Raw genomic sequence first — 19,098 nt, forward strand, 5'->3', positions numbered from 1 at the left:
TTTATAAAATGTCCTTTGTTTAATAACTTAGCGACACTTTTCATAATAATGTTAAAAACTTAAAATAAATCCATAATCATGACAAAAGTAACCGTAGTAGGTGCAGGAAATGTGGGAGCAACTTGTGCCGATGTTTTGGCATACAGAGAAATTGCTGAGCAGATAGTTTTGGTTGATATCAAAGAAGGTGTTGCAGAAGGCAAAGCCTTGGATATCTGGCAAAAAGCACCAATTAATCAATATGACAGCAGGACTGTAGGCAGTACCAATGATTACAGCAAAACTGCTGATTCTGATGTAGTAGTGATTACTTCAGGTTTGCCTAGAAAGCCAGGAATGACCAGAGATGACCTTATTGAAACCAATGCCGGTATTGTAAAGTCTGTAACTGAAAATGTCATCAAGTATTCTCCGAATGCGATCATCATCGTGGTATCCAACCCTCTTGATGTAATGACCTATCAGGCTCATATTACCTCTAAGCTGCCAAGAACAAAAGTGATCGGTATGGCAGGTATATTGGATACCGCTAGATACAGAGCTTTCATTGCTGATGAGTTGAATATTTCTCCAAAAGAGATTCAGGCAATCCTTATGGGCGGACATGGTGATACCATGGTGCCTCTTCCAAGATACACAACAGTAGCCGGTATCCCTGTTACTGAGCTGATCGCAAAAGATAAACTCGATGCTATCATTGAGAGAACCAAGTTCGGGGGTGGTGAATTGGTGAAATTGATGGGAACTTCCGCTTGGTATGCACCAGGTTCTGCTGCCGCTCAAATGGTAGAAGCTATCCTGAAAAACCAAAACAGGGTATTCCCTGTTTGCATCAAACTTGATGGAGAATATGGAATCGATGATTGCTATTTAGGTGTACCTGTAGTATTGGGTAAAAATGGAGTTGAAAAAGTCATCGAACTTGATCTTAATGAAGATGAAAAGGCTTTATTGGAAGTTTCCAGAGGCCATGTGAAAGAAGTGATGAATGTATTGGACAAACTTTCCAATAAGTAAAATTCTTCATTTTAGAATAAGAAAATCCCGGCCTTAAGTCGGGATTTTTTATTTACTTTGACTTTGTTCAATTTATCAATCAAACCAAGATTTAATTTCAGTGCGTATTAGTAAGGTTTTTCTGTATCTATTGATTATTGCAACTTTAGCTGTGGCGGGTTATTATTTGATTGAAAAGTTTAATCCATTTGCACGGAAAAACGGTATGGAGCTGGTGTCATCTGATGCCGTTGTGGTTTTTGAGACGCAAAACCCGGTAATGGCATGGAATCAGCTGATCAGTCAGCCTTTATGGTCCAGACTTATGGATCTTCCAGCACTGAATCAGGCTCAAAACCAATTGATGGCATTGGACAGTATTTTCGGGTCAAATGGAAGTCTCGAAAAAACGCTAAGAGGAAATCAGTTGATTGTTTCACTTCATCCAGTAGGAAGAGAGGAATTTGACTTTTTGTATACTTTTTCATTTAAAAACACATCAGATCTTCAGTTCTTGGAAAAGCTGGAAAGCCAATTGCCCCCTCTATCACAAATAAATTCAAGGAGTTACAGCAACGTTATTATCAAAGAATTCCAAAGTCTTGAGCTGGAAAGAAACCTGAATTATACCGTGATCAATAATGTATTGGTAGTCAGTTACACCTCATTTCTTGTAGAGGAGGCGATCAGGTATTCTCAGAGCAGTAATTTATCTAACTTTAAATCTATTCATAAAAAGCTGTTTGATGAATTACCCGGCGCTAAAGGGCTTGGGGTGGTAAGGTTGTCTGCCAGTGGATTGGCAAATCTGATTGCAGGCATTTCAAGGGGTAAGGATTTAAGTATGATTAGAAATTTTGAAAGGACAGGGGTTTCAGCCAATTTGGAACTGAAATTTTTGGACGGGAAAATACTCTTGGATGGAAATGCTTACTTTCCTGATGGCCGTGAAGTGGATTTCAGTAATCAAGAAAGTTCTTCAGCAGGTCTCTTCCAAAATTATATCAGCAATAGGTCAGCAGTTTATACCCAATATGATTTTAAAGAATCAGGCCAGTTGACTGAGCTGAAAGATGATGGTTTTCAATACAATAGTTCCTTGAAGGGGGATATTGAAAAAAATCTCTTAGAAAAAGGTTTTTTGGAAAATCTGAGTGGTGCTTTGGGGAATATGCTTTTTGAAATAAGTCCCAATGAGCCACAAGATCAGGTTTTGATCATACATTCAGAATCTATAGACCAACAAATTGGCTTATTGAAACAATTCGGTTTAGGGGTGGAGGAGACAGGGTCTATAGATGGACTTCCTTTGGATTTTTACCAGGAAAAGGAAATTTTTATGGTGGCTTCTGAAGAATTTCCTGCACATCTTTTTGAAGGGAAATTTATGGGTTTTCAGGATACTTATATTACATCTATCGGAAATCTTTTGGTTTTTGCCAATAGTAGCAAGGCGATGAAACTTTTCATTGATGACCTGAAGAATGATAATACTTGGGGGAGGTCACTTCAGCAAAAGCGGTTGATTGAAAGTATTTCTTCAAATGATGGCTATACTTTTATCATCAATGTCGCCCGGTTTTGGAATTCAGTGGAAACGGTAAGTTCACCTAACTGGAAAGCATTTTTTCAGAAGTATGCACCGCAGCTTAGGTCGATAGATCTGATTTCGATGAGGGTCAAAGAATTGAATAAGAAAAATTACGTATCATTAGAATTAGGATATAATCTAGAACCGATCAAGCAGGTTCAGGATATTATGCTGACAGAAAACAAGTCTTTCCAGTTTGATAATTTGTTGGTTTATGGTCCGGTAAGTGTTCAAAACTTTGTAGACAATAGTCTTGAGTTTCTGGTCCAGGATGAAAATGATGTCATGCATTTATTGACTTCCGAAGGAAGCCTGGTTTTTTCTTATCAATTGGAAGGTCCTATTATCAGTGAAATTTACCAGGTGGATTATTATAAAAATGGAAAACTACAATTATTGTTGGCTACAGAGAAACAAGTCTACATTGTTGACCGGTTGGGAAATCTTATCCCGGGCTTTCCCGTTAGCATCAATGCTGGTAGAATCACCCATTTGAACCTTGTAGATTATAGTAATTCGAAAGAATATAGATTTTTCGTTGGTACTGATGAAGGTGATTTATTGCTTTTGGATAAAGAGGGAAAGCTTTTGGACGGTTGGAATCCAAAAAAGGTCAGTAGTTCCCTAGCGGTAAAACCTTCACACCATAGAATAGCAGGAGTAGGGGATAGAATGGTAGCATTGACTGCTAACGGTCAGCTCTATTTTTTCAATAGAAGAGGGGAGTCAGAGCTTGGTTCACCTATCAGATTGGGAGATGGGCTAGCTTCTGATTACATTATTTTGGAAAGAGGAAGTGCCAGAGATACAAGATTAGTGACTATTACCAAAGAAGGAGAAGTAGTTCAGGTCAATTTCATGGGTGAACTGACCTACAGGAATCAATTGATGAGACCGGATAGAGAAAGCAAGTTTTATCTCATCAAAGACCAAAAAGAAGATAGGTATTTGTTTGTAGTACATGAGTACAATAAGGTTACTGTCTTAGACCAAGAGTATAAAGAGCTTTTTGCGATCAATATGTTCGCAGAGAAGCTGAATTTTCAATTCTTCTCATTTGGCTCCGATAAAAATATTTTTGTGGTTACAGACCCTTATCAGGAATTTATTTACTTATATAATCTTCAGGGGAATCTTTTGAATACCACACCTATCGGTGGAAATCAGAAAATTGATTTGAAATATTCAGGTAGCCAAAATGACTACACAATTTATGTGATTTCAGGCAAAAGGTTTTCCGAGTATAAATTGCCACTGTAATTTTAATTGCCTTTTCGGACATAATTTTGTCTGAAAAGGCAATTAATCCCCATTCCTTTCCCTTGTTTAATGATCTTTATATTTTTGTGTTTCCAAAAATTAATTGAAATGTATTTGACCAAAATAAAAGCTACCATCATTTTTTCAATTTTAATCTTACCAAACATCCTTTTCGGGCAGGTAATATTTGATGATCGTCAGGTGTTGGTGACAGAAGAAGATTACCATGACTTATCAACTCCTTACCATGCCACCCTGTCTTTTTTCTATAATTTAAGAGAGGAAAGCTATGATCCCGAAGCTGCTTCCCGTGTATTGACATTGAATGCGGCAAATGCCAAAGATGCAAGTAAGCTTGCAATTCAGTTAAAACAGATCTTTGATGGCAATGCTGTATTTGTAAAAATCAATGAAGTTCCCAATGAATCAGATTACATTGATACCTTGTACAGCAATCAGTCCAAATACTTTTTTGATACCAAGCAACTTCCTTTGGTCTATTTGGAAAAAGTTGGAAAAGAATGGAAATTCAGTGCATTTACTGTTTCTCAAATTGAGGAAATGCACCATGAGACTTATCCATATGGGACAGACCGTTTGTTGAATTTGCTTCCAAAATTAGGGAGTCAGGTATATTTAGGTCTGCACTTTTGGCAATTTGTAGGCCTCTTTTTACTGATCTTGTTGCTTTTCTTATCTCACAAGTTGATTACTTTTTTATTGGATAAGGTGTTTTTGTACCTGATGGGAAAATTAGGTTATGGGTATGTGGGTGAAAAATTCCTGCTTCCGGTGGCAAGGGTTACCAGTATTTACCTGATCGTAGTACTATCTTCTTTATTTATCAGATTGCTGCAATTGCCTATAGAAGTGGTGTCCATAGTGGTTAAAATTCTGAATGCAGCTAAACCTTTCATCATCACTATTGTCTTTTATAAAATAGTCGATATAGTTTCTCTGTACTTTGGGCGACTGGCAGAGAAAACAGAATCTACTTTGGATGATCAATTGGTGCCTTTGATCCGAAAGACACTGAAAGCTTTTGTGGTGATTATCGGTTCTTTATTTGTACTCAAAGAAGGGCTTGAGGTCGATATTGTGCCGTTTTTGACGGGTCTGTCTATTGGAGGTTTGGCCTTTGCCTTGGCTGCACAGGATACCATTAAGAATTTCTTTGGGTCTATCATGATATTCATTGACAAGCCTTTTCAGGTTGGGGACTGGATTACTTCAGGTGACGTGGATGGAACTGTGGAAGAGGTTGGGTTCAGATCTACAAGGGTCAGGACTTTTAGAAATTCTGTTATGTATATTCCCAATGGAAAAATCGCGGATGCGACAATCGATAATCATGGATTAAGGCAATACAGAAGGTTTTATACCACTTTGACAGTGACTTATGATACCCCTCCTGAATTGATCCAGGCTTTTGTGGAGGGATTGAGACAAATAGTGGACAGCCATCCTCATACAAGAAAGGATGCCTACAATATTTATTTCAATAACCTGTCTGCCTATAGTCAGGATATAATGTTTTACATTTTCTTTCAGGTGGGTACTTGGCCGGAAGAGTTGAAGTGCAGGCATGAAATTTTGGTGCAGATTGTCAAGCTGGCCAAGACGCTTGGCGTTCGTTTTGCTTTACCTACTCAGACTTTACATATGGAAAGTTTCCCTGAAAAGAAAACACTGGTTCCATCATATGAACAAGAAAAGACGGTTTATGCTGCTAAATTACAGGAGTTTTTGAGTACGGAACTGACAAGGAAAGACAATTAAATAAACTCTGAATATGCGTTATGTCATTGCTTTCTTTCTGCCCTGGCTTTCATTGATTCTTCAGGGAAAAATATTCTCTGGAATCATCTGCCTTATCCTACAGATTACCATTATAGGCTGGCTTCCTGCGGCCATATGGGCCATTATGTCTGTCCATAATATGTATGAGGACAGAAGGGTGAATAAAATTGTTCGTGCAATAAAATCTTCAGAGCGGAATTAATCGACGACTTCTAAGAAATCTTTGTGAAAAACAATCCTGCCTTCCTCGTTGAAGAAGGAATAAATAACCTCAAATTGACCAGTAACTTGAGAACTTGTTACCCTAATACTGGGCTGTTCTAGGTTATTGCTCCAGTATAAGCTGGTTCTGAAATCAGGATAGTTTGCCTGTCCAATCTGGCTATTGAAATGTGGACTTTTTAGCTTTTTTGGTTTCTGAATTTCCCAATAATTAAAATAAAGAGCGTTAGTGGGTAATTCAAATTTTCCAAAATCATTTTCAAATGAGGAAAAGCTGATCACTCCTGAAAATTTATCTTTATTGAGAAAAAAATCCCTGGTCAAAACTTCAAGTTTTTGAATATTGGACGGGTTGAACTTCGCCAGTTTGTCAGTGTCAAAAACAGGCATGCCATCAATCAGAATCAAAGGATTTTCCTGAAATAGTGCATTTATTGGGCTGTTGAGAACCTTATAAACAGTCTTCTTATCCTGCTTTCTGACGAGTACTTCAGGTACATATTCCCGAAGGGTTGTTTCCATATCATCAAATCTGGTGTAATCGTCTAACAGATAGGTTCTGTCAGCCACAAACCCAGTGACGATAGGGAAAAAGTCATTTGATTCAATAGGATAAAAATAAGGGCTTACCTGGGCACTGGCTATCAGATCCAATAAGAAATTTTTGTTTTTTTCTTCTATCACAAGATCGGGAAAAATAAAGTCTTCCTTGAAAATCATTTCCAAAAATGGAGATTGAGGGGAAAAATTCAATTGGTTTTCAAAGTTGATTGATTGTGCAACCAAAAATTCAAAAGTTTTTAGGGGACCCATTTCAAAAAATAGATTTCCATTCTTATCAGGTTTAGCAGTATTCAAAACAGATTGCTTGCCATGGGCGGAAAGAAAAAATGTCTCTTCAGTATCAATGGTTGGGCTCAGGTTTTTCCCATGAATGATATGTCCGTATAATTCAGGGACAAGTGCTGTTTGTTTTTCCTGAGGGTGATAAATTTCCTGATAAATAAAACCTTTATATTCTTCGGGTAAAAATGGATTTACCAATGAAATGGAAAGTGAAAAAGGATTAGATTCTCCCTGTCTGTCGATGTCTATATTGGAGGAACTGGAAATATTGATGTTATGCTCTCTGATCAAGTTGGGATTAGCCTGTGGTTTTTCAAATGAGTATTTGTTTTTAACCGGGTTAGTGTTTCTCAGTACGGGTGGTTTTTTTTGATTAATTACCGTGATGAATTGGTTAAATACCCCCTTGCCCGTCTTTTGAATCAATGGGCTGGTTCTGGTGTAAAGCCTTAATAAATAATGATCTGATTCAAGTTGGCCGGGTATTTCCAGATAGGCCTCTGCCTGTCCGTTTACCAATGGAACTATAAATTGTTTGACGGCTTTTTGGTTCCGGTCTATCATTTCCACATAAGCCATTTTTGAAGCACTTGGTTCTTTACCTTGTAGGGCTTTCAGGTTAATCCAAATGGTTTCTCCTGCTACAGTAATGTTTTTGGAAATGTGGGCAAAAATGATCTCTTCTGTCATTTCCTGACTGAATCCGGAAAAGCCTGAAAACATCAGAATGGCAAACAACAGCTTTTTCATCCTTAATCCTCCCAAAATTCAGGTCTAACATTTGTGCCGCGAAGGGTACAGTCCACACATCGGTAATCCGCACCTCTGTAACCAATTAGGAACATACCATCCCACACATCTCTTACTGGAACAACTATTCCATTGTTGAAAGCATCTCTTATGGCAGAGGCTGTAGGAGGGATAGTGTCCTGAAGTATTTGACAAAACTCATATTCAGGTATAAATACAGGCCAAGGGAATACCTCAGATGCATTGATATAAAGTCGTTTATTTGCCGATTTGCCCATGCTGATAAATCCGATTACTTTTTCGGAGGGGTCTTCTGGATTTTGGATATTGCCGGTAATGAGGGAGGGGAGAGGACTGAAAATGCCACCGATATCATCAGAATTCTTTCGGAGTATTTCCCAAAAATTGAAAGCATCTTGGTCTATAGCCCTTTGTTTGACCAGAACACTGTATCTGTTGGTCAGTTTTTCAGACCTAGGTGGAATCCGTATCAACTCCCTTTGCAATATTCTGTTGTCTTCAAATCTAGCGGCATCCTGTAAGACTATTTTAGGGTTTAGGTTATCTTTCCAGCACCTGTCCACCCGTTCATCTTCGTTTCTTGTTCTGATACTGCCTTCTTCATAGATCAAAAAAGACCTGATTCCAGCATTGAAAATCCAATGTTCTTCATAGCTCCACATGAAATATTGTTTTTCCTGTTCACCCTTTGTACTGATATAGATTTCTACCCCATCATTATCCTGGACAAATGCCAACTCCTCGATTTCCGGACTGATAATGGGAGTCATGGGCGCACTGGTGTATTGTTTTCCATTTTTGAGCCAGATGCTCAGGGTATATTCTTTTGTGGGATCAAAATTTCCATTTAAGGTATACCGTCCATTTCCTTTTTCTTCAAAATCCCACAGGTTCAAATTGTCGCTTAGAAAAACCCTTGCTCCTTCTTCCTGAATTGGAGAAGCAATACTGTTGATTGGCGAAGTTCTGCCAAGGGTGATTTGTGATTCACCTGAAACTTCTATGTACCCTTCGACCACGAGGAAATCAACACTTTGAGGCGAGAGGTCCGGTTCAAATGGATCCCTACATGACTGTAGAATTCCAATAATCAAAATAAGGATGATATGGAAGATCTTGTTTTTCATCAGATCCTGAAATTATATGTGATAAAAGGAATGGGCTGGGCAAAAATTGAAAGCTGGTATCCCTGCAAGACCCCATTGACAGGGGTGAAGTATACCGAGTATGGATTTCTCCTACCAAGGAGATTGTATACGCCCAAAGACCATGAGGAATGGGCCAGTTTTCTGACTTTATGATTGCCTTCAATATTTACCGATATATCAATTCTGAAATAATCGGGGATACGGTATGCATTTCTGTCAGAAAAATAAACCCTTTCAGAACTGCCATAATTAAATTTGGCTACTGGTAAGGTGATGGGTCTTCCGGTGCTGTAGTTGGCATTCAATGAGGTGCTGAATCTTTTGCTCCACTCATAATTACCAACCAACACGGCATTATGCGGTTGGTCAAAATTGCTGGCATACCAATTTCCATCATTTATTTTTTCAGCCATCTCCTCGGAGGCTGTTCGTAGTTGTGAGCGTGAATAGGTGTAACTGACCCATCCATTGAGTTTGCCTGTATTTTTCTTCAATAAAAATTCAGCTCCATACGCCCTGCCATCAGTTCTCAATACCGCTTGCTCAACTGTGTTATTTAAAAGTAAAGTGGAGCCTGACCTGAAATCTATCAGATTCCGCATTGTTCTGTGGTAGGCTTCTATAGAAAATTCAAACTTGTCCACTTTGATGTTTCTATAATAGCCCAAAGAGACCTGATCTCCCCATTGTGGACGGATATTGGGGTCACTGAGTTTCCAGATATCTGTAGGTGCAATGGCGGCATTATTGGTGATGAGGTGGATGAATTGCCTTCCTGTATTATACCCGGCTTTCAGAGAAGAGATGTTGTTCAATATGTACCTGCCTGAAATCCTGAATTCAGGGCCATGATAGGTATTGATGGTCTTTCCAGCGGAAAATGATCTTTCTCGAATGAGCGTTGTTGGGGAAATAGGGAGCCCTGATTCGTATTCTCTGGAACTATTCGGTCCAATGAAACTGTAAAAGGCGTACCTCATGCCATAGTTGACGGTTAGATTGTCGTTCAACTCGAAATTGTCACCAATGAAGAATGAAGATTCCCAAGCCTGCTCCTGATTGACAGTTTCCGGAACTACGATTGACTCGGGACCAGAAGGTCTTATATGACCGGGCTGTAGCTGGTAATTAATGGCGTGAATGCCAAAATTCAGCTTATGTCTGGGGTCGTATTCATAAGAGAAGTTAGCTTTTGCAAATTGCTGTCGGATCTGATAACCAAAGTCATAAGCATTACTTGCATTGTCCCTTCCCTCTATTCCAAATTGATAGGTGTCCTGTCCTACCACCAATTCCGCTTCCATTTTTTCATTGAAATAATGTGTCCATCCCAGGTTGAAATTTTGGTTTTGGTAGTTGAAGGTAGTGTCTCGGTCAAATCTAAAATTGTCGCTACTGTTGTAGATATTCAGACGAAGGTTGTTTTTATTATTGATCTGATGGGCCAGACTGAAATTGAGGTCATAAAAGGCAGCTCTGCCATTTTTAAAATCAGTGTTTTCTTCCAGTAAATTCAACAGCCAATTAGAGTAAGTAGATCTGCCTCCGAGGATGAAACTTGTATTTTCTCCTATTGGACCTTCTATGGTCATTCTGCCGGTCAAAAGTCCTATCCCTCCTGAAACTTTGATTTTTTCTTTATTTCCATACTTGCCCTGAACATCCAAAACAGAGGATAACCGACCTCCGAATTTGACAGGAATCCCTGCTTTATAGAGTTCCACAGATTCTACCATGTCCGGATTAAATGCCGAAAATAATCCAAATAAGTGGGAAGGGTTAAAGATTGTAGCATGATTGAAAAGGATGAGGTTTTGGTCTGCTGCACCACCTCTTACATTGAAGCCAACAGAAGCTTCGCCAACAGTCTGCACACCTGGCAATGTCAGAATGGAGCGTATAATATCCACCTCTCCCAAGACTGCAGGGATTTTTTTCATTGACTGAATATTGAGTTTTTGAACACCCATTTCCGGTCTGGAAATATTGGACATCCGCTCAGAATTGACAGTCACCTCAGATAGGGAAATGATATTCTCTTCAATAGCAATGTCCAAGATGCCATTTCCCTGTAAATTCACCTGTCTTTGTTCAATAAAGCCGCCAAGATTTTGGATAAAAAGTGTGTGCCTACCCACAGGCAGCGTGATGTCATATTCTCCGTTTTCATTGGCAATAGCACGGGTATAATTTACTCTTTCAAATATGACGGCTCCAAAAACAGGATTGCCTGTTTCCAATCCTGTTATTTTACCTTGAAGCCTAACTTCTTTTTGATTGGTGTTGGAGCCTATTACATAGAGTTTGTTTCTGGAATATTCTCTTTCGACATCGCTCATTCGTGCAGTCCCCCTTTCTTCTGAAGTTGAACCTGAAGCTTCAAAAAATGAAGGAGAAAGGTTGAGATCAAGTGCGGAATTCTTGGTGATGAATACGCGCTTACGGTGATCTATGCTGAATTTCAGGTCAGTATTTTCAAATATTGAGGAAAGAACTTGAGTGAGTGTATTGTCTTTTGCACTTATATTGACCTGAATATCTTGTATATCCTCCTGAATGAAATAGAAGGTGTAGCCATGAGAGTTTTCTATCAATTGTGCAAAGCGATTAAAAGTGATGCCCGGGTAAAGCCCTGAAATCTTTTCATCTTTAGGACTCTCCGTTTGAGAAATGCCATGCATTGAATAAATGCAAAAAAACAAAAAGAAGAGGACTGATTTTATCTTCATGGCAAAGCGTTGTTAAAAGTAGTGGCCAAGAAAATCAGGTAATCTTTTTTGTCTGCTTTGAAATTCAGCCTATTGCTCCGTAATAAATTCTTTATTGTTTTTTTCTCTAGATCCAAAAACTGAAATGCTTGTTTTTTTCTGAAAACCTGAATGATTTCTCCATCTTTCTCCAGAAAATAATCGGCTTTTTGGTAAAATTCTGCACTGTAGATGCTGACTTCCCTTTTAGGTTTGGTGAGTTTGCGATGCTTGATCAAAACCTGAGCTTTCCCGGTCAAAGCAAGTTCATACATGCCGTTTCCTTGATGGGGATAAGCAGGATTATCGGCAATTCTGATAAAAGTTTTTGGTATGGGATAAAGTAGAGTAAAAGATTCAATTTTGTCCGCTCTGATCAGAATTTTCTGCTTATGGATTGGCTGGAAAGTCAAAATCTCATCTTTCCATATGTTGTATAAAAGAGGGACATCTGTGTAGGTCAACCCGTTAATGGTGATTTTTCCATTTTCGAAGTTTTTACTTTCAAAATAGGGGTGGCCTTCAAATTCTTTTGGAGGATCTACAAAGTAGCCCCCACTGACGATTTCTTGATCCATCGGAATGACAGTTCTGTATTCCTGCTCCAATTGTTGCGTATAGGAGGATAAGATGATGCAGAATTGTAGACAGAAGATAAAAAATATGGTTTTCATAGGTTTGGTCGGAATTTTCAAAATTCCTTTGATAAGGTAATAAAATTCTTAGTTGATTGGGCTGATGATGCCAAATTTTATATAAATGGTTGATTTGTCTTCCCTCAAACATTTACATTTAAGCTAGGAACGACTTAATTTCTTAAACCTATTAAACATCATGAAAAATTCAAGAAGACAGGCACTGAAAGCCATTGGACTTGGAGCTGGAGCCCTGATGACTCCTCAATTGCTGAAAGCCAGCGATTCAAAAGTTGAGTCTAAGTTTTCTTTTTGCCTGAATACCAGTACCATTATGGGGCAGCAGCCTAGTCTGAAAGGTTATCTGGAAATAGCCGCCCGTGCAGGATATGATGGAGTGGAATTATGGATTCGGGATCTTCAGGAATATCTCAATGCAGGAAATTCTATTGACAGCTTAAGAAAACTTATCACTGATAGCGGGCTGAAATTTGAAAATGCAATAGGTTTTGCTCCCTGGATGGTCGATGATGATTCCAAGAGGAAGGCAGGGTTTGAACAGATGGGAAAAGAGATGGAGCTTTTGGCTGCTCTAGGATGTAAGCGGGTAGCTGCTCCGGCTTATGGTGTTGATGCACCTTTGGATCTTTTCAAGGCGGGAGAGCGGTATAAGGCTTTATTGGATTTGGGAAGAAAGACAGGAGTAATGCCTCAATTGGAGTTTTGGGGGGCATTTCCTTTTTTTCATCACTTGGGTCAGGCTTTGATGGTGGCTGCAGCAGCCAATGATCCCGACGCCAGAATACTGCCTGATGTTTATCACCTTTTTAGAGGCAATTCAGGGTATGATGGACTCAAAATGCTCAGTGGGGAGTTGATAGAAGTGTTTCATATGAATGATTTTGTGCATCATATTCCAAGGGAAGAACAGCAGGATAAAGACAGGGTCTATCCTGGTGACGGCGATGCGCCAATGCTTCAGATTTTAAAGGATCTGAATAATATGGGCGGCAACAAAGTGTTGTCCTTGGAATTGTTCAATCAGGAATATTGGAAAATGGATCCATTGACCGTGGCTAAAACAGGGTTGGAAAAAATGAAAACTTTGGTATCTAAAGTTTGATTGTAATTTCCGGTGATGGTATTAGGAAAAAATCAATGCATAAAGTGTCACTGTAACAAAAGCCAAAACCGGGCCCAATAAGATCATTAGCAAGCCTCCAGGCCTGAAACTTTTTTGTTCTACCATGCCAGTGGAAAAGGAAATGGCATTAGAAGGAGTGGACACAGGAAGTAACAATGCGGAAGAGCAGCTCAGTGCCACAATCAAAGGCACAGCAAAGCCCCAAATCCCTGGTAAGGACAGTCCTAAGGGAACCAATATCGATGCCGCTGCTGTATTACTCATAATATTGGAGATCAAGACAGCAATGATGGAAAATACAATGGCAACACCCACAAAAGGGATAGGGAGTTTTGAAATCTGATCCATGATGATGTCAGTAAGTCCTACATCCACCATGGCTATTCCTAATGCCAATCCACCCGCCACTAACATCAGTGTGTCCCAAGGTAATCTTCGGACATCCTCGGCTTTGATGACTTGAAACAATGTTAAAAGAACAATTGGAATTGCGGATGTGGCAGCAATAGGAATCCCATGAATAGGTTCGGTTAGCCACATGGACACAGTGACAAATAGAGTGAAAATGACGGCATTTCTTTCAAACCCCGGTTTGGCCCCTGATTTACTAAGAATGTCTGATAAGTCGAGTTTGACATCGTCTAGATGAAGCTTTTTTGTCAGAAATTTCCAGAATATGAAAATTGAAATAAAGGCAGTTGGTATGCCAAATATCATCCAATCAATAAAAGTGATGTTGATACCTTTTTCCTGTAGTGCACCGACAGCAATAGCGTTAGGGGTACTGCCGATAATTGTTCCCATTCCACCTAATGTGGCTGCGGCAGGAATCCCGACCAAAAGGGCTTTGGTATATTCTGAATCTTTCCCCATTAATCTGGCCAAAGGTAAAATGGAAGAAATCATCATAGCAGTGGTGGCTGTATTGGACATGACCATACTGGCAACGGCTGTAGTCATCATCAGACCCAGTAACAGCTTGTTGGGGTCTGTTCCGAATTTATCGAGCGTAAATTTAAACAGTGACCTGTCCAGGGAAACAATGCTCATGCCTTCTGCAAGAAAAAAACCACCTAGGAGAAGCCAGATCACATTACTGGTCCAAGTGCCCAGGTACATTTCTACAGGGGTTTTATATTCCTCTTCCAAAATAAAATCTGTCCCAAAGCCTAGTAGCAGGCCTGCAATAATGAAAATGCCAACCGCAAAAGGGGGAATGGCTTCAGTAACCCAAAGTCCAATAGCTAAAATGCTAAGGAAAAACACATAGTTTACCTCTTCTGTGTATTCCATGCCTCTGAAAATTGAAGAGATGAAAAGGGCTAAGATAAAATTACCGGTGAAGGTAGAAGTAGCCCAAATCCAACCATATTTCAATTGTTTGTACAGACGGATAGAAGCGCGTCTGGAATCGTTGTAAGCCATAAAAATTGATTTCTGATGAAAACCTTAGGTAAAGTTAAGAAAAACTGGTGTGGTTTGATATTGTGTTCGCAATTTTTAAATGAAAATTATTATTGACAATTGGTGACAAAAATTTTAATTCAAAATTTAATATTATTAGTTTTATACAGTATTCAAAAGGATCATTAATAAAAATTTGACATTATGTGGATAGCTTCGAAGTCCGGTTTTGTTTCTGTTGTACAGCATTTTGAAAAAAAGGACATGCTCTTGGTCAGGGCCAGAGTCAGAAAAGATTTACAATCTCTTTTTGATAATAAAAGAATTTTTTATCTGGAGGATGCCGACTACCAGTTCAGGGTTGAAGTCAGCAAACAGGAGTTTGCGGAAATCATGGTCAATCAGATCAAGGATATTGATTATCCTAATTTTAAAAATCACATTGCTGCACAAGGCGAACAGTCAGATAAGCTTAGGGCCTACCATGACATTTGGAGGACCATGTGGCAATACGGAAAGGAAAGAAGTACAGGAATTAATAAATAATAGAATATGGAAAAGAATATTTTTGACGCAATTGAATTTGCGGCACAAGCCCATCGTGGACATTTTAGAAAGGCCACTCAAATACCTTACATCAGCCATTTGACCAACGTTATGAAAGTTTTGCTGGAATACGGGTATCCAGAGCAAGTAGCTATGGCAGGTTTGCTGCATGATGTAGTAGAAGACACAGCAGTCAAGATTGAGGAGGTGGAAAGAGTGTTTGGTAATGAAGTGACTGTTTTGGTGAAAGGAGCTACTGAGCCGCATAAGTTGCACTTGGAGGAAGGAGAGATAGAGGCGCCTTGGTTAGAACGGAAGATGCATACACTCGATTATTTAAAAAAAGAAGCCTCAGAGAATATTCTAGCTGTGTCTTGTGCTGATAAATTGGATAATATCAGATCCATACAGGCAGATCTTCAAAAAGTAGGAGAAGATGTCTGGTCTCGCTTTAATGCACCTTATGAAAGTCAGAAATGGTATTATACTGGTTTGGCAATGGCTTTGGTAAGCAGGCAAAAGGATTTTGGCAGTCGGTATAAGGCTTTGACGGATAAGTTTGAAGCAACCACAAAAGCTGTTTTTCAGTGATAGTTTTTTTCCATTGAGATAACAATTTGTGACCTTAAGTAAAACTGAAACAACTGCAAACAGACAGTAAACTGGAGCAGATTTTCCAAGCTTTGGAAAATGATACCAAATCCGCTCAGGGCATCTTCTTTGAAGGACAGTTGTTTGATGCTCATGTTTTAACATAAGATCTGGTCAAAAAGGCCTAGAAATCCATCGTGCTCTTGGATAATTATGTAGATGAAACAATGCTGATACTTCCCAGCAAAAGGGGAAAAGGTGTCAACTGTATTGTGTATACACGCATTAAGCCTGTTTAGCACAAAGTCTTGGAGAAACATAACAAAAAATACGAACCTATCAGCCTTAAGGAAAACAAAGGTTGCCATTACCGCTTTTTGATCTTGGACGATCAGGAACTGTATCATATCGGAGTATCCCTGAAAGATCTTGGTAATAAGTGTTTTGCCTTTTCCAGAATGGATGACTTTTTAGCTGAAGTACGAGTGGAATTGTTGAATGGTTAGGCAAAAAAAAACGCAAAAACCCCTTCAAAATTGCTTCTGAAGGGGTTTTCTGTACCCAGGGCCGGAGTTCCCGATAGTCATCGGGATGAACTTCTCCTCCGGCCAAAGCCATAAAAAATGGTCCAACTTGTTAAAGAAGGACCTTTTTTATTCTAAGTACCCAGGGCCGGAGTCGAACCGGCACGAGTGTAACCTCATTGGTGTTTGAGACCAACGCGTCTACCAATTCCGCCACCTGGGCATTTCAATTTCCCACGTTCCTTGCTGAACGGGATGCAAATATGAAAACTATTTTTTTTCTGTGCAAGTGCCCTTAAGGCAGTTCATCAATTTTTTTTGCGGAAAATGCCGTCGGTTTGTCAGCAAACAATGTTTTGGTATAGCTCCAAACACTTTTAAATAATTCAGAATCACGGTATTGGTTCAAAGCCTCTTCTGAGTCCCAAAAACTGTATGTCATGAAAATATTTTTAAAATTTTCATCCTGCCACAATTCCAAATGTCTGCATCCTGGAAAATTCCGGATTTTTTCCTTGTTCTGATTAAAGTTTTCCAGAAAAGCTTTCACCTTGTCTTCCTGAAACGCCATTCTCACTACCCTTGTCAGCATTAGCTTTCTATTTCAAAATTGATAAATATCGGACTGTCATGTCTCAGACCCAAAAGATCTGCGCCATGCCCATGGTTGATGCCTATTTCCAGCAAGCCTAAACTGTTGAAGAAAGCAAAACAGTCACCCGGTTCTACCTGATCGTAGGAGTTGTTGAGTTTGGTGAGACTTTCCCTGCTGAATTCAATAGTGAACCTTCCAGGGTTCAGGGTGTCGAAAACATCTTTGGTGATGTTGGTGATCAGATTACCATAGTTATCCACCCTGACTACATGGCCCAAAATTTGTTTTTTGGTAGCCTTGAAATTCCTTGGGATCATCTTTTTGATCGAAGCCAATGGCCCTCCAAAATCATGAATGGCCGCTCCTGAAGCTACTTTTGCCGCTATCGGAGCCAGGATATCCTTTGTAGGGAATGTGCTGTTGTGAACATGAATGTCCGCAAATTTCACGATGATTCCCGGCTCATAATCTGTTAACAAGCTCAAGACGCCATTATTAGGCCCTAGAAAGATATGCTCCTCCAACTTGATGCCTATAAAGCCATCAGTCATGTTGCTGGTGCTGTTCATGGCGACCAGGTGAACAGTTCCTTTGGGAAATTCCTTGTAGACAGATTTTAATATGAATGCAGCATGCGCTACATCATAATTTTCAATCTTATGGGTGATGTCTACAATATTGAGTTGGGGGTTGATGGATAACATCTTGGCTTTTACTGCCGGTACATAATAATCGCAGTCTCCAAAATCCGAAGTGAATGTTATCAATGCCATATGAGCAAGTCCGTTAAATTTTTTCTATTTTTGTGATAGGTGTGAACAAAAATAGAAATTTATTCTTTACACCACAGGAACAAATCACAATTCAAAGATATCAACTTGGTAGAGAAAGTAATTACTTTAGAAAATATCCCACTACTTGATTTTTTAGGGTCAGGAAATGAAAATATAAAGCAGATTGCGGCCGCATTTCCTCAAAGTAAAATAGTGTCAAGAGGAAATGAAATCCGTATTCAGGGCAGGGCTCCTGAAATCCTCCGGATCAACGATCTTCTGAATATGCTGTTGCAGCATTTTCACCGTTTTGGTCATATTACTCCAGATAATATCAAGGATTATATCGCCCTCGAAGGTGCTCCTTTTGAGGAAAACCAAAAAAATGATGTCATCATCTATGGCAACAAAGGGCTGGTGGTCAAACCTAAATCTGCGAACCAGCGAAAACTTGTTGAGGCAGCATTTAAAAACGATCTTGTTTTTGCTCTTGGTCCAGCAGGTACGGGAAAAACCTATATCGCAGTTGCGCTTGCGGTGAGGGCCCTGAAAAACAGAGAGGTCAAAAGAATTATCATCACCCGTCCGGCTGTGGAGGCAGGTGAGAACCTCGGATTTCTTCCTGGAGACCTTCAGGAAAAGTTAGATCCTTATTTGAGACCTATTTATGATGCCCTGAGTGATATGGTCCCTTCAGAGAAATTGAAATTTTATCAGGAGACCAGAGTAATTGAAATTGCTCCTTTGGCTTATATGAGGGGAAGAACCCTACATGATGCCTTCGTGCTTTTGGATGAAGCGCAAAACACCACCAGTGAACAAATCAAAATGTTTCTGACCAGGATGGGGCCAAACTCCAAAGTGATCATTACGGGTGACCAAACCCAGGTAGATTTACCAAAAAGGCAAAAATCCGGACTCAATGAGGCTTTGAGGATACTCAAGGATGTCAAAGGAATAGGTTTTGTGCATTTGAGCGGTAAAGATGTTATCCGTCATAAATTGGTCAAGTCAATTATTGAAGCATACGATAAAAATGAATCCCAAAAAGAAGTAAGACGAGATGAAAATCAAAGTGGAAAAGGTGCTGACGAAGGAACAGCTTGATGCTGTTTTTAAGATCAGAGAAGAAGTTTTTGTAATTGAGCAGGAGGTTGATCCTGCCGAAGAATATGATGAATTTGAAGATACCTCTATTCATTTTCTGGCAAGTTTAGAAGGATCTCCTGCAGGTACAGCAAGGTGGAGATTCACCGATAAGGGGGTAAAATTGGAGCGCTTTGCAGTACTGAAGCCAATGAGGGGGAAAGGTGTGGGGCAAGCTTTAGTGAAAGCGGTCGTAGATGATATTGCAGCAAATCCTGATACCAAGGGTAAAAAGCTTTACATGCATGCCCAATTGGACGCCATGCCATTATATGCAAAGTTTGGATTTACGCAGGTGGGAGATATGTTTGAAGAATGCAATATCCTTCATTACAAAATGGAACTATATTTGTGAGTAA

18 protein-coding genes and 1 tRNA gene are annotated in these 19,098 nt (G+C 39.5%); 10 read left to right on the plus strand and 9 right to left on the minus strand.

From position 1 onward, the window contains the following. The first annotated feature begins 78 nt into the window (after nucleotides 1-78). The 4 genes from mdh (at nucleotide 79) to ACFFIP_RS16450 (ending at nucleotide 5,849) form a co-directional block, all read left to right on the plus strand. A complete protein-coding gene (mdh, locus tag ACFFIP_RS16435) occupies nucleotides 79-1,017 on the plus strand; it encodes a malate dehydrogenase (RefSeq protein ID WP_382388803.1) in 939 nt (312 codons plus the stop codon). Nucleotides 1,018-1,117: 100 nt separating this feature from the next. Further along, nucleotides 1,118-3,847 carry a hypothetical protein gene (locus ACFFIP_RS16440; protein ID WP_382388805.1) on the plus strand — a complete coding sequence of 910 codons (2,730 nt, stop codon included), beginning with the start codon at nucleotides 1,118-1,120 and terminating at the stop codon, nucleotides 3,845-3,847. A 108-nt stretch (nucleotides 3,848-3,955) separates the two neighbouring features. Then, nucleotides 3,956-5,626, plus strand: a complete 1,671-nt coding sequence (locus ACFFIP_RS16445; RefSeq protein WP_382388806.1) for a mechanosensitive ion channel family protein — start codon at nucleotides 3,956-3,958, stop codon at nucleotides 5,624-5,626. A gap of 13 nt (nucleotides 5,627-5,639) precedes the next feature. After that, nucleotides 5,640-5,849, plus strand: a complete 210-nt coding sequence (locus tag ACFFIP_RS16450) for a YqaE/Pmp3 family membrane protein (protein WP_382388807.1) — start codon at nucleotides 5,640-5,642, stop codon at nucleotides 5,847-5,849. On the opposite strand, the gene ACFFIP_RS16455 is transcribed toward ACFFIP_RS16450, so the two are convergent. Genes ACFFIP_RS16455 through ACFFIP_RS16470 form a run of 4 tightly spaced genes read right to left on the minus strand, consistent with a single transcriptional unit; the run spans nucleotide 5,846 to nucleotide 12,055 of the window. After that, nucleotides 5,846-7,465: a hypothetical protein gene (locus tag ACFFIP_RS16455; protein ID WP_382388808.1), complete on the minus strand. Its 1,620-nt coding sequence runs from the start codon at nucleotides 7,463-7,465 to the stop codon at nucleotides 5,846-5,848. The genes ACFFIP_RS16450 and ACFFIP_RS16455 overlap by 4 nt on opposite strands. A gap of 2 nt (nucleotides 7,466-7,467) precedes the next feature. Further along, on the minus strand, nucleotides 7,468-8,613 hold the full coding sequence (locus ACFFIP_RS16460; protein WP_382388809.1) for a DUF4249 domain-containing protein: 1,146 nt from the start codon (nucleotides 8,611-8,613) through the stop codon (nucleotides 7,468-7,470). After that, entirely contained in the window at nucleotides 8,613-11,363 is a 2,751-nt protein-coding gene (locus tag ACFFIP_RS16465) for a TonB-dependent receptor (RefSeq protein WP_382388810.1), read from the minus strand. The genes ACFFIP_RS16460 and ACFFIP_RS16465 overlap by 1 nt, the downstream gene beginning before the upstream one ends. Then, entirely contained in the window at nucleotides 11,360-12,055 is a 696-nt protein-coding gene (locus ACFFIP_RS16470; protein WP_382388811.1) for a hypothetical protein, read from the minus strand. The genes ACFFIP_RS16465 and ACFFIP_RS16470 overlap by 4 nt, the downstream gene beginning before the upstream one ends. A 160-nt stretch (nucleotides 12,056-12,215) precedes the next feature. Between ACFFIP_RS16470 and ACFFIP_RS16475 the strand changes: the two genes are divergently transcribed. Further along, complete coding sequence (locus tag ACFFIP_RS16475) at nucleotides 12,216-13,139, plus strand: sugar phosphate isomerase/epimerase family protein (protein ID WP_382388812.1); 924 nt, start codon at nucleotides 12,216-12,218, stop codon at nucleotides 13,137-13,139. A 21-nt stretch (nucleotides 13,140-13,160) separates the two neighbouring features. Here the strand turns inward: ACFFIP_RS16475 and ACFFIP_RS16480 are convergent, their stop codons facing one another. Continuing rightward, the gene (locus ACFFIP_RS16480; RefSeq protein ID WP_382388813.1) at nucleotides 13,161-14,585 is read right to left on the minus strand and encodes an SLC13 family permease; all 1,425 of its coding nucleotides are present in this window, start codon (nucleotides 14,583-14,585) and stop codon (nucleotides 13,161-13,163) included. 183 nt (nucleotides 14,586-14,768) lie between these two features. Between ACFFIP_RS16480 and ACFFIP_RS16485 the strand changes: the two genes are divergently transcribed. Both ACFFIP_RS16485 and ACFFIP_RS16490 read left to right on the plus strand, forming a co-directional pair. Then, nucleotides 14,769-15,110, plus strand: coding sequence for a hypothetical protein (locus ACFFIP_RS16485; RefSeq protein WP_382388814.1), 342 nt, complete (start codon nucleotides 14,769-14,771; stop codon nucleotides 15,108-15,110). Nucleotides 15,111-15,116: 6 nt separating this feature from the next. Continuing rightward, a complete protein-coding gene (locus ACFFIP_RS16490; RefSeq protein ID WP_382388815.1) occupies nucleotides 15,117-15,701 on the plus strand; it encodes an HD domain-containing protein in 585 nt (194 codons plus the stop codon). Here the strand turns inward: ACFFIP_RS16490 and ACFFIP_RS16495 are convergent. Then, nucleotides 15,695-15,856: a hypothetical protein gene (locus ACFFIP_RS16495; protein WP_382388817.1), complete on the minus strand. Its 162-nt coding sequence runs from the start codon at nucleotides 15,854-15,856 to the stop codon at nucleotides 15,695-15,697. The two genes, ACFFIP_RS16490 and ACFFIP_RS16495, sit on opposite strands and share 7 nt — an antisense overlap. Nucleotides 15,857-16,009: 153 nt before the next feature. On the opposite strand from ACFFIP_RS16495, the gene ACFFIP_RS16500 reads away from it, so the two are divergent. Next, nucleotides 16,010-16,207, plus strand: coding sequence for a hypothetical protein (locus ACFFIP_RS16500; RefSeq protein WP_382388819.1), 198 nt, complete (start codon nucleotides 16,010-16,012; stop codon nucleotides 16,205-16,207). Between the two features lie 157 nt (nucleotides 16,208-16,364). On the opposite strand, the gene ACFFIP_RS16505 is transcribed toward ACFFIP_RS16500, so the two are convergent. From ACFFIP_RS16505 to ACFFIP_RS16515, 3 genes are all read right to left on the minus strand, one after another. Beyond that, nucleotides 16,365-16,448 (minus strand) — tRNA-Leu (locus tag ACFFIP_RS16505). 72 nt (nucleotides 16,449-16,520) lie between these two features. After that, the gene (locus tag ACFFIP_RS16510; RefSeq protein WP_382388820.1) at nucleotides 16,521-16,817 is read right to left on the minus strand and encodes a putative quinol monooxygenase; all 297 of its coding nucleotides are present in this window, start codon (nucleotides 16,815-16,817) and stop codon (nucleotides 16,521-16,523) included. Next, a complete protein-coding gene (locus tag ACFFIP_RS16515; protein WP_382388821.1) occupies nucleotides 16,817-17,593 on the minus strand; it encodes an SAM hydrolase/SAM-dependent halogenase family protein in 777 nt (258 codons plus the stop codon). Before ACFFIP_RS16515 ends, ACFFIP_RS16510 begins: the two co-directional genes overlap by 1 nt. Nucleotides 17,594-17,698: 105 nt before the next feature. On the opposite strand from ACFFIP_RS16515, the gene ACFFIP_RS16520 reads away from it, so the two are divergent. Both ACFFIP_RS16520 and ACFFIP_RS16525 read left to right on the plus strand, forming a co-directional pair. Then, nucleotides 17,699-18,700: a PhoH family protein gene (locus ACFFIP_RS16520; protein WP_382388822.1), complete on the plus strand. Its 1,002-nt coding sequence runs from the start codon at nucleotides 17,699-17,701 to the stop codon at nucleotides 18,698-18,700. Next, on the plus strand, nucleotides 18,657-19,094 hold the full coding sequence (locus tag ACFFIP_RS16525) for a GNAT family N-acetyltransferase (protein ID WP_382388823.1): 438 nt from the start codon (nucleotides 18,657-18,659) through the stop codon (nucleotides 19,092-19,094). The genes ACFFIP_RS16520 and ACFFIP_RS16525 overlap by 44 nt, the downstream gene beginning before the upstream one ends. The last annotated feature ends 4 nt before the right edge of the window (nucleotides 19,095-19,098 follow it).

This window comes from Fontibacter flavus (assembly GCF_042432905.1).
GTDB classification, from domain to species: domain Bacteria; phylum Bacteroidota; class Bacteroidia; order Cytophagales; family Cyclobacteriaceae; genus Fontibacter; species Fontibacter flavus.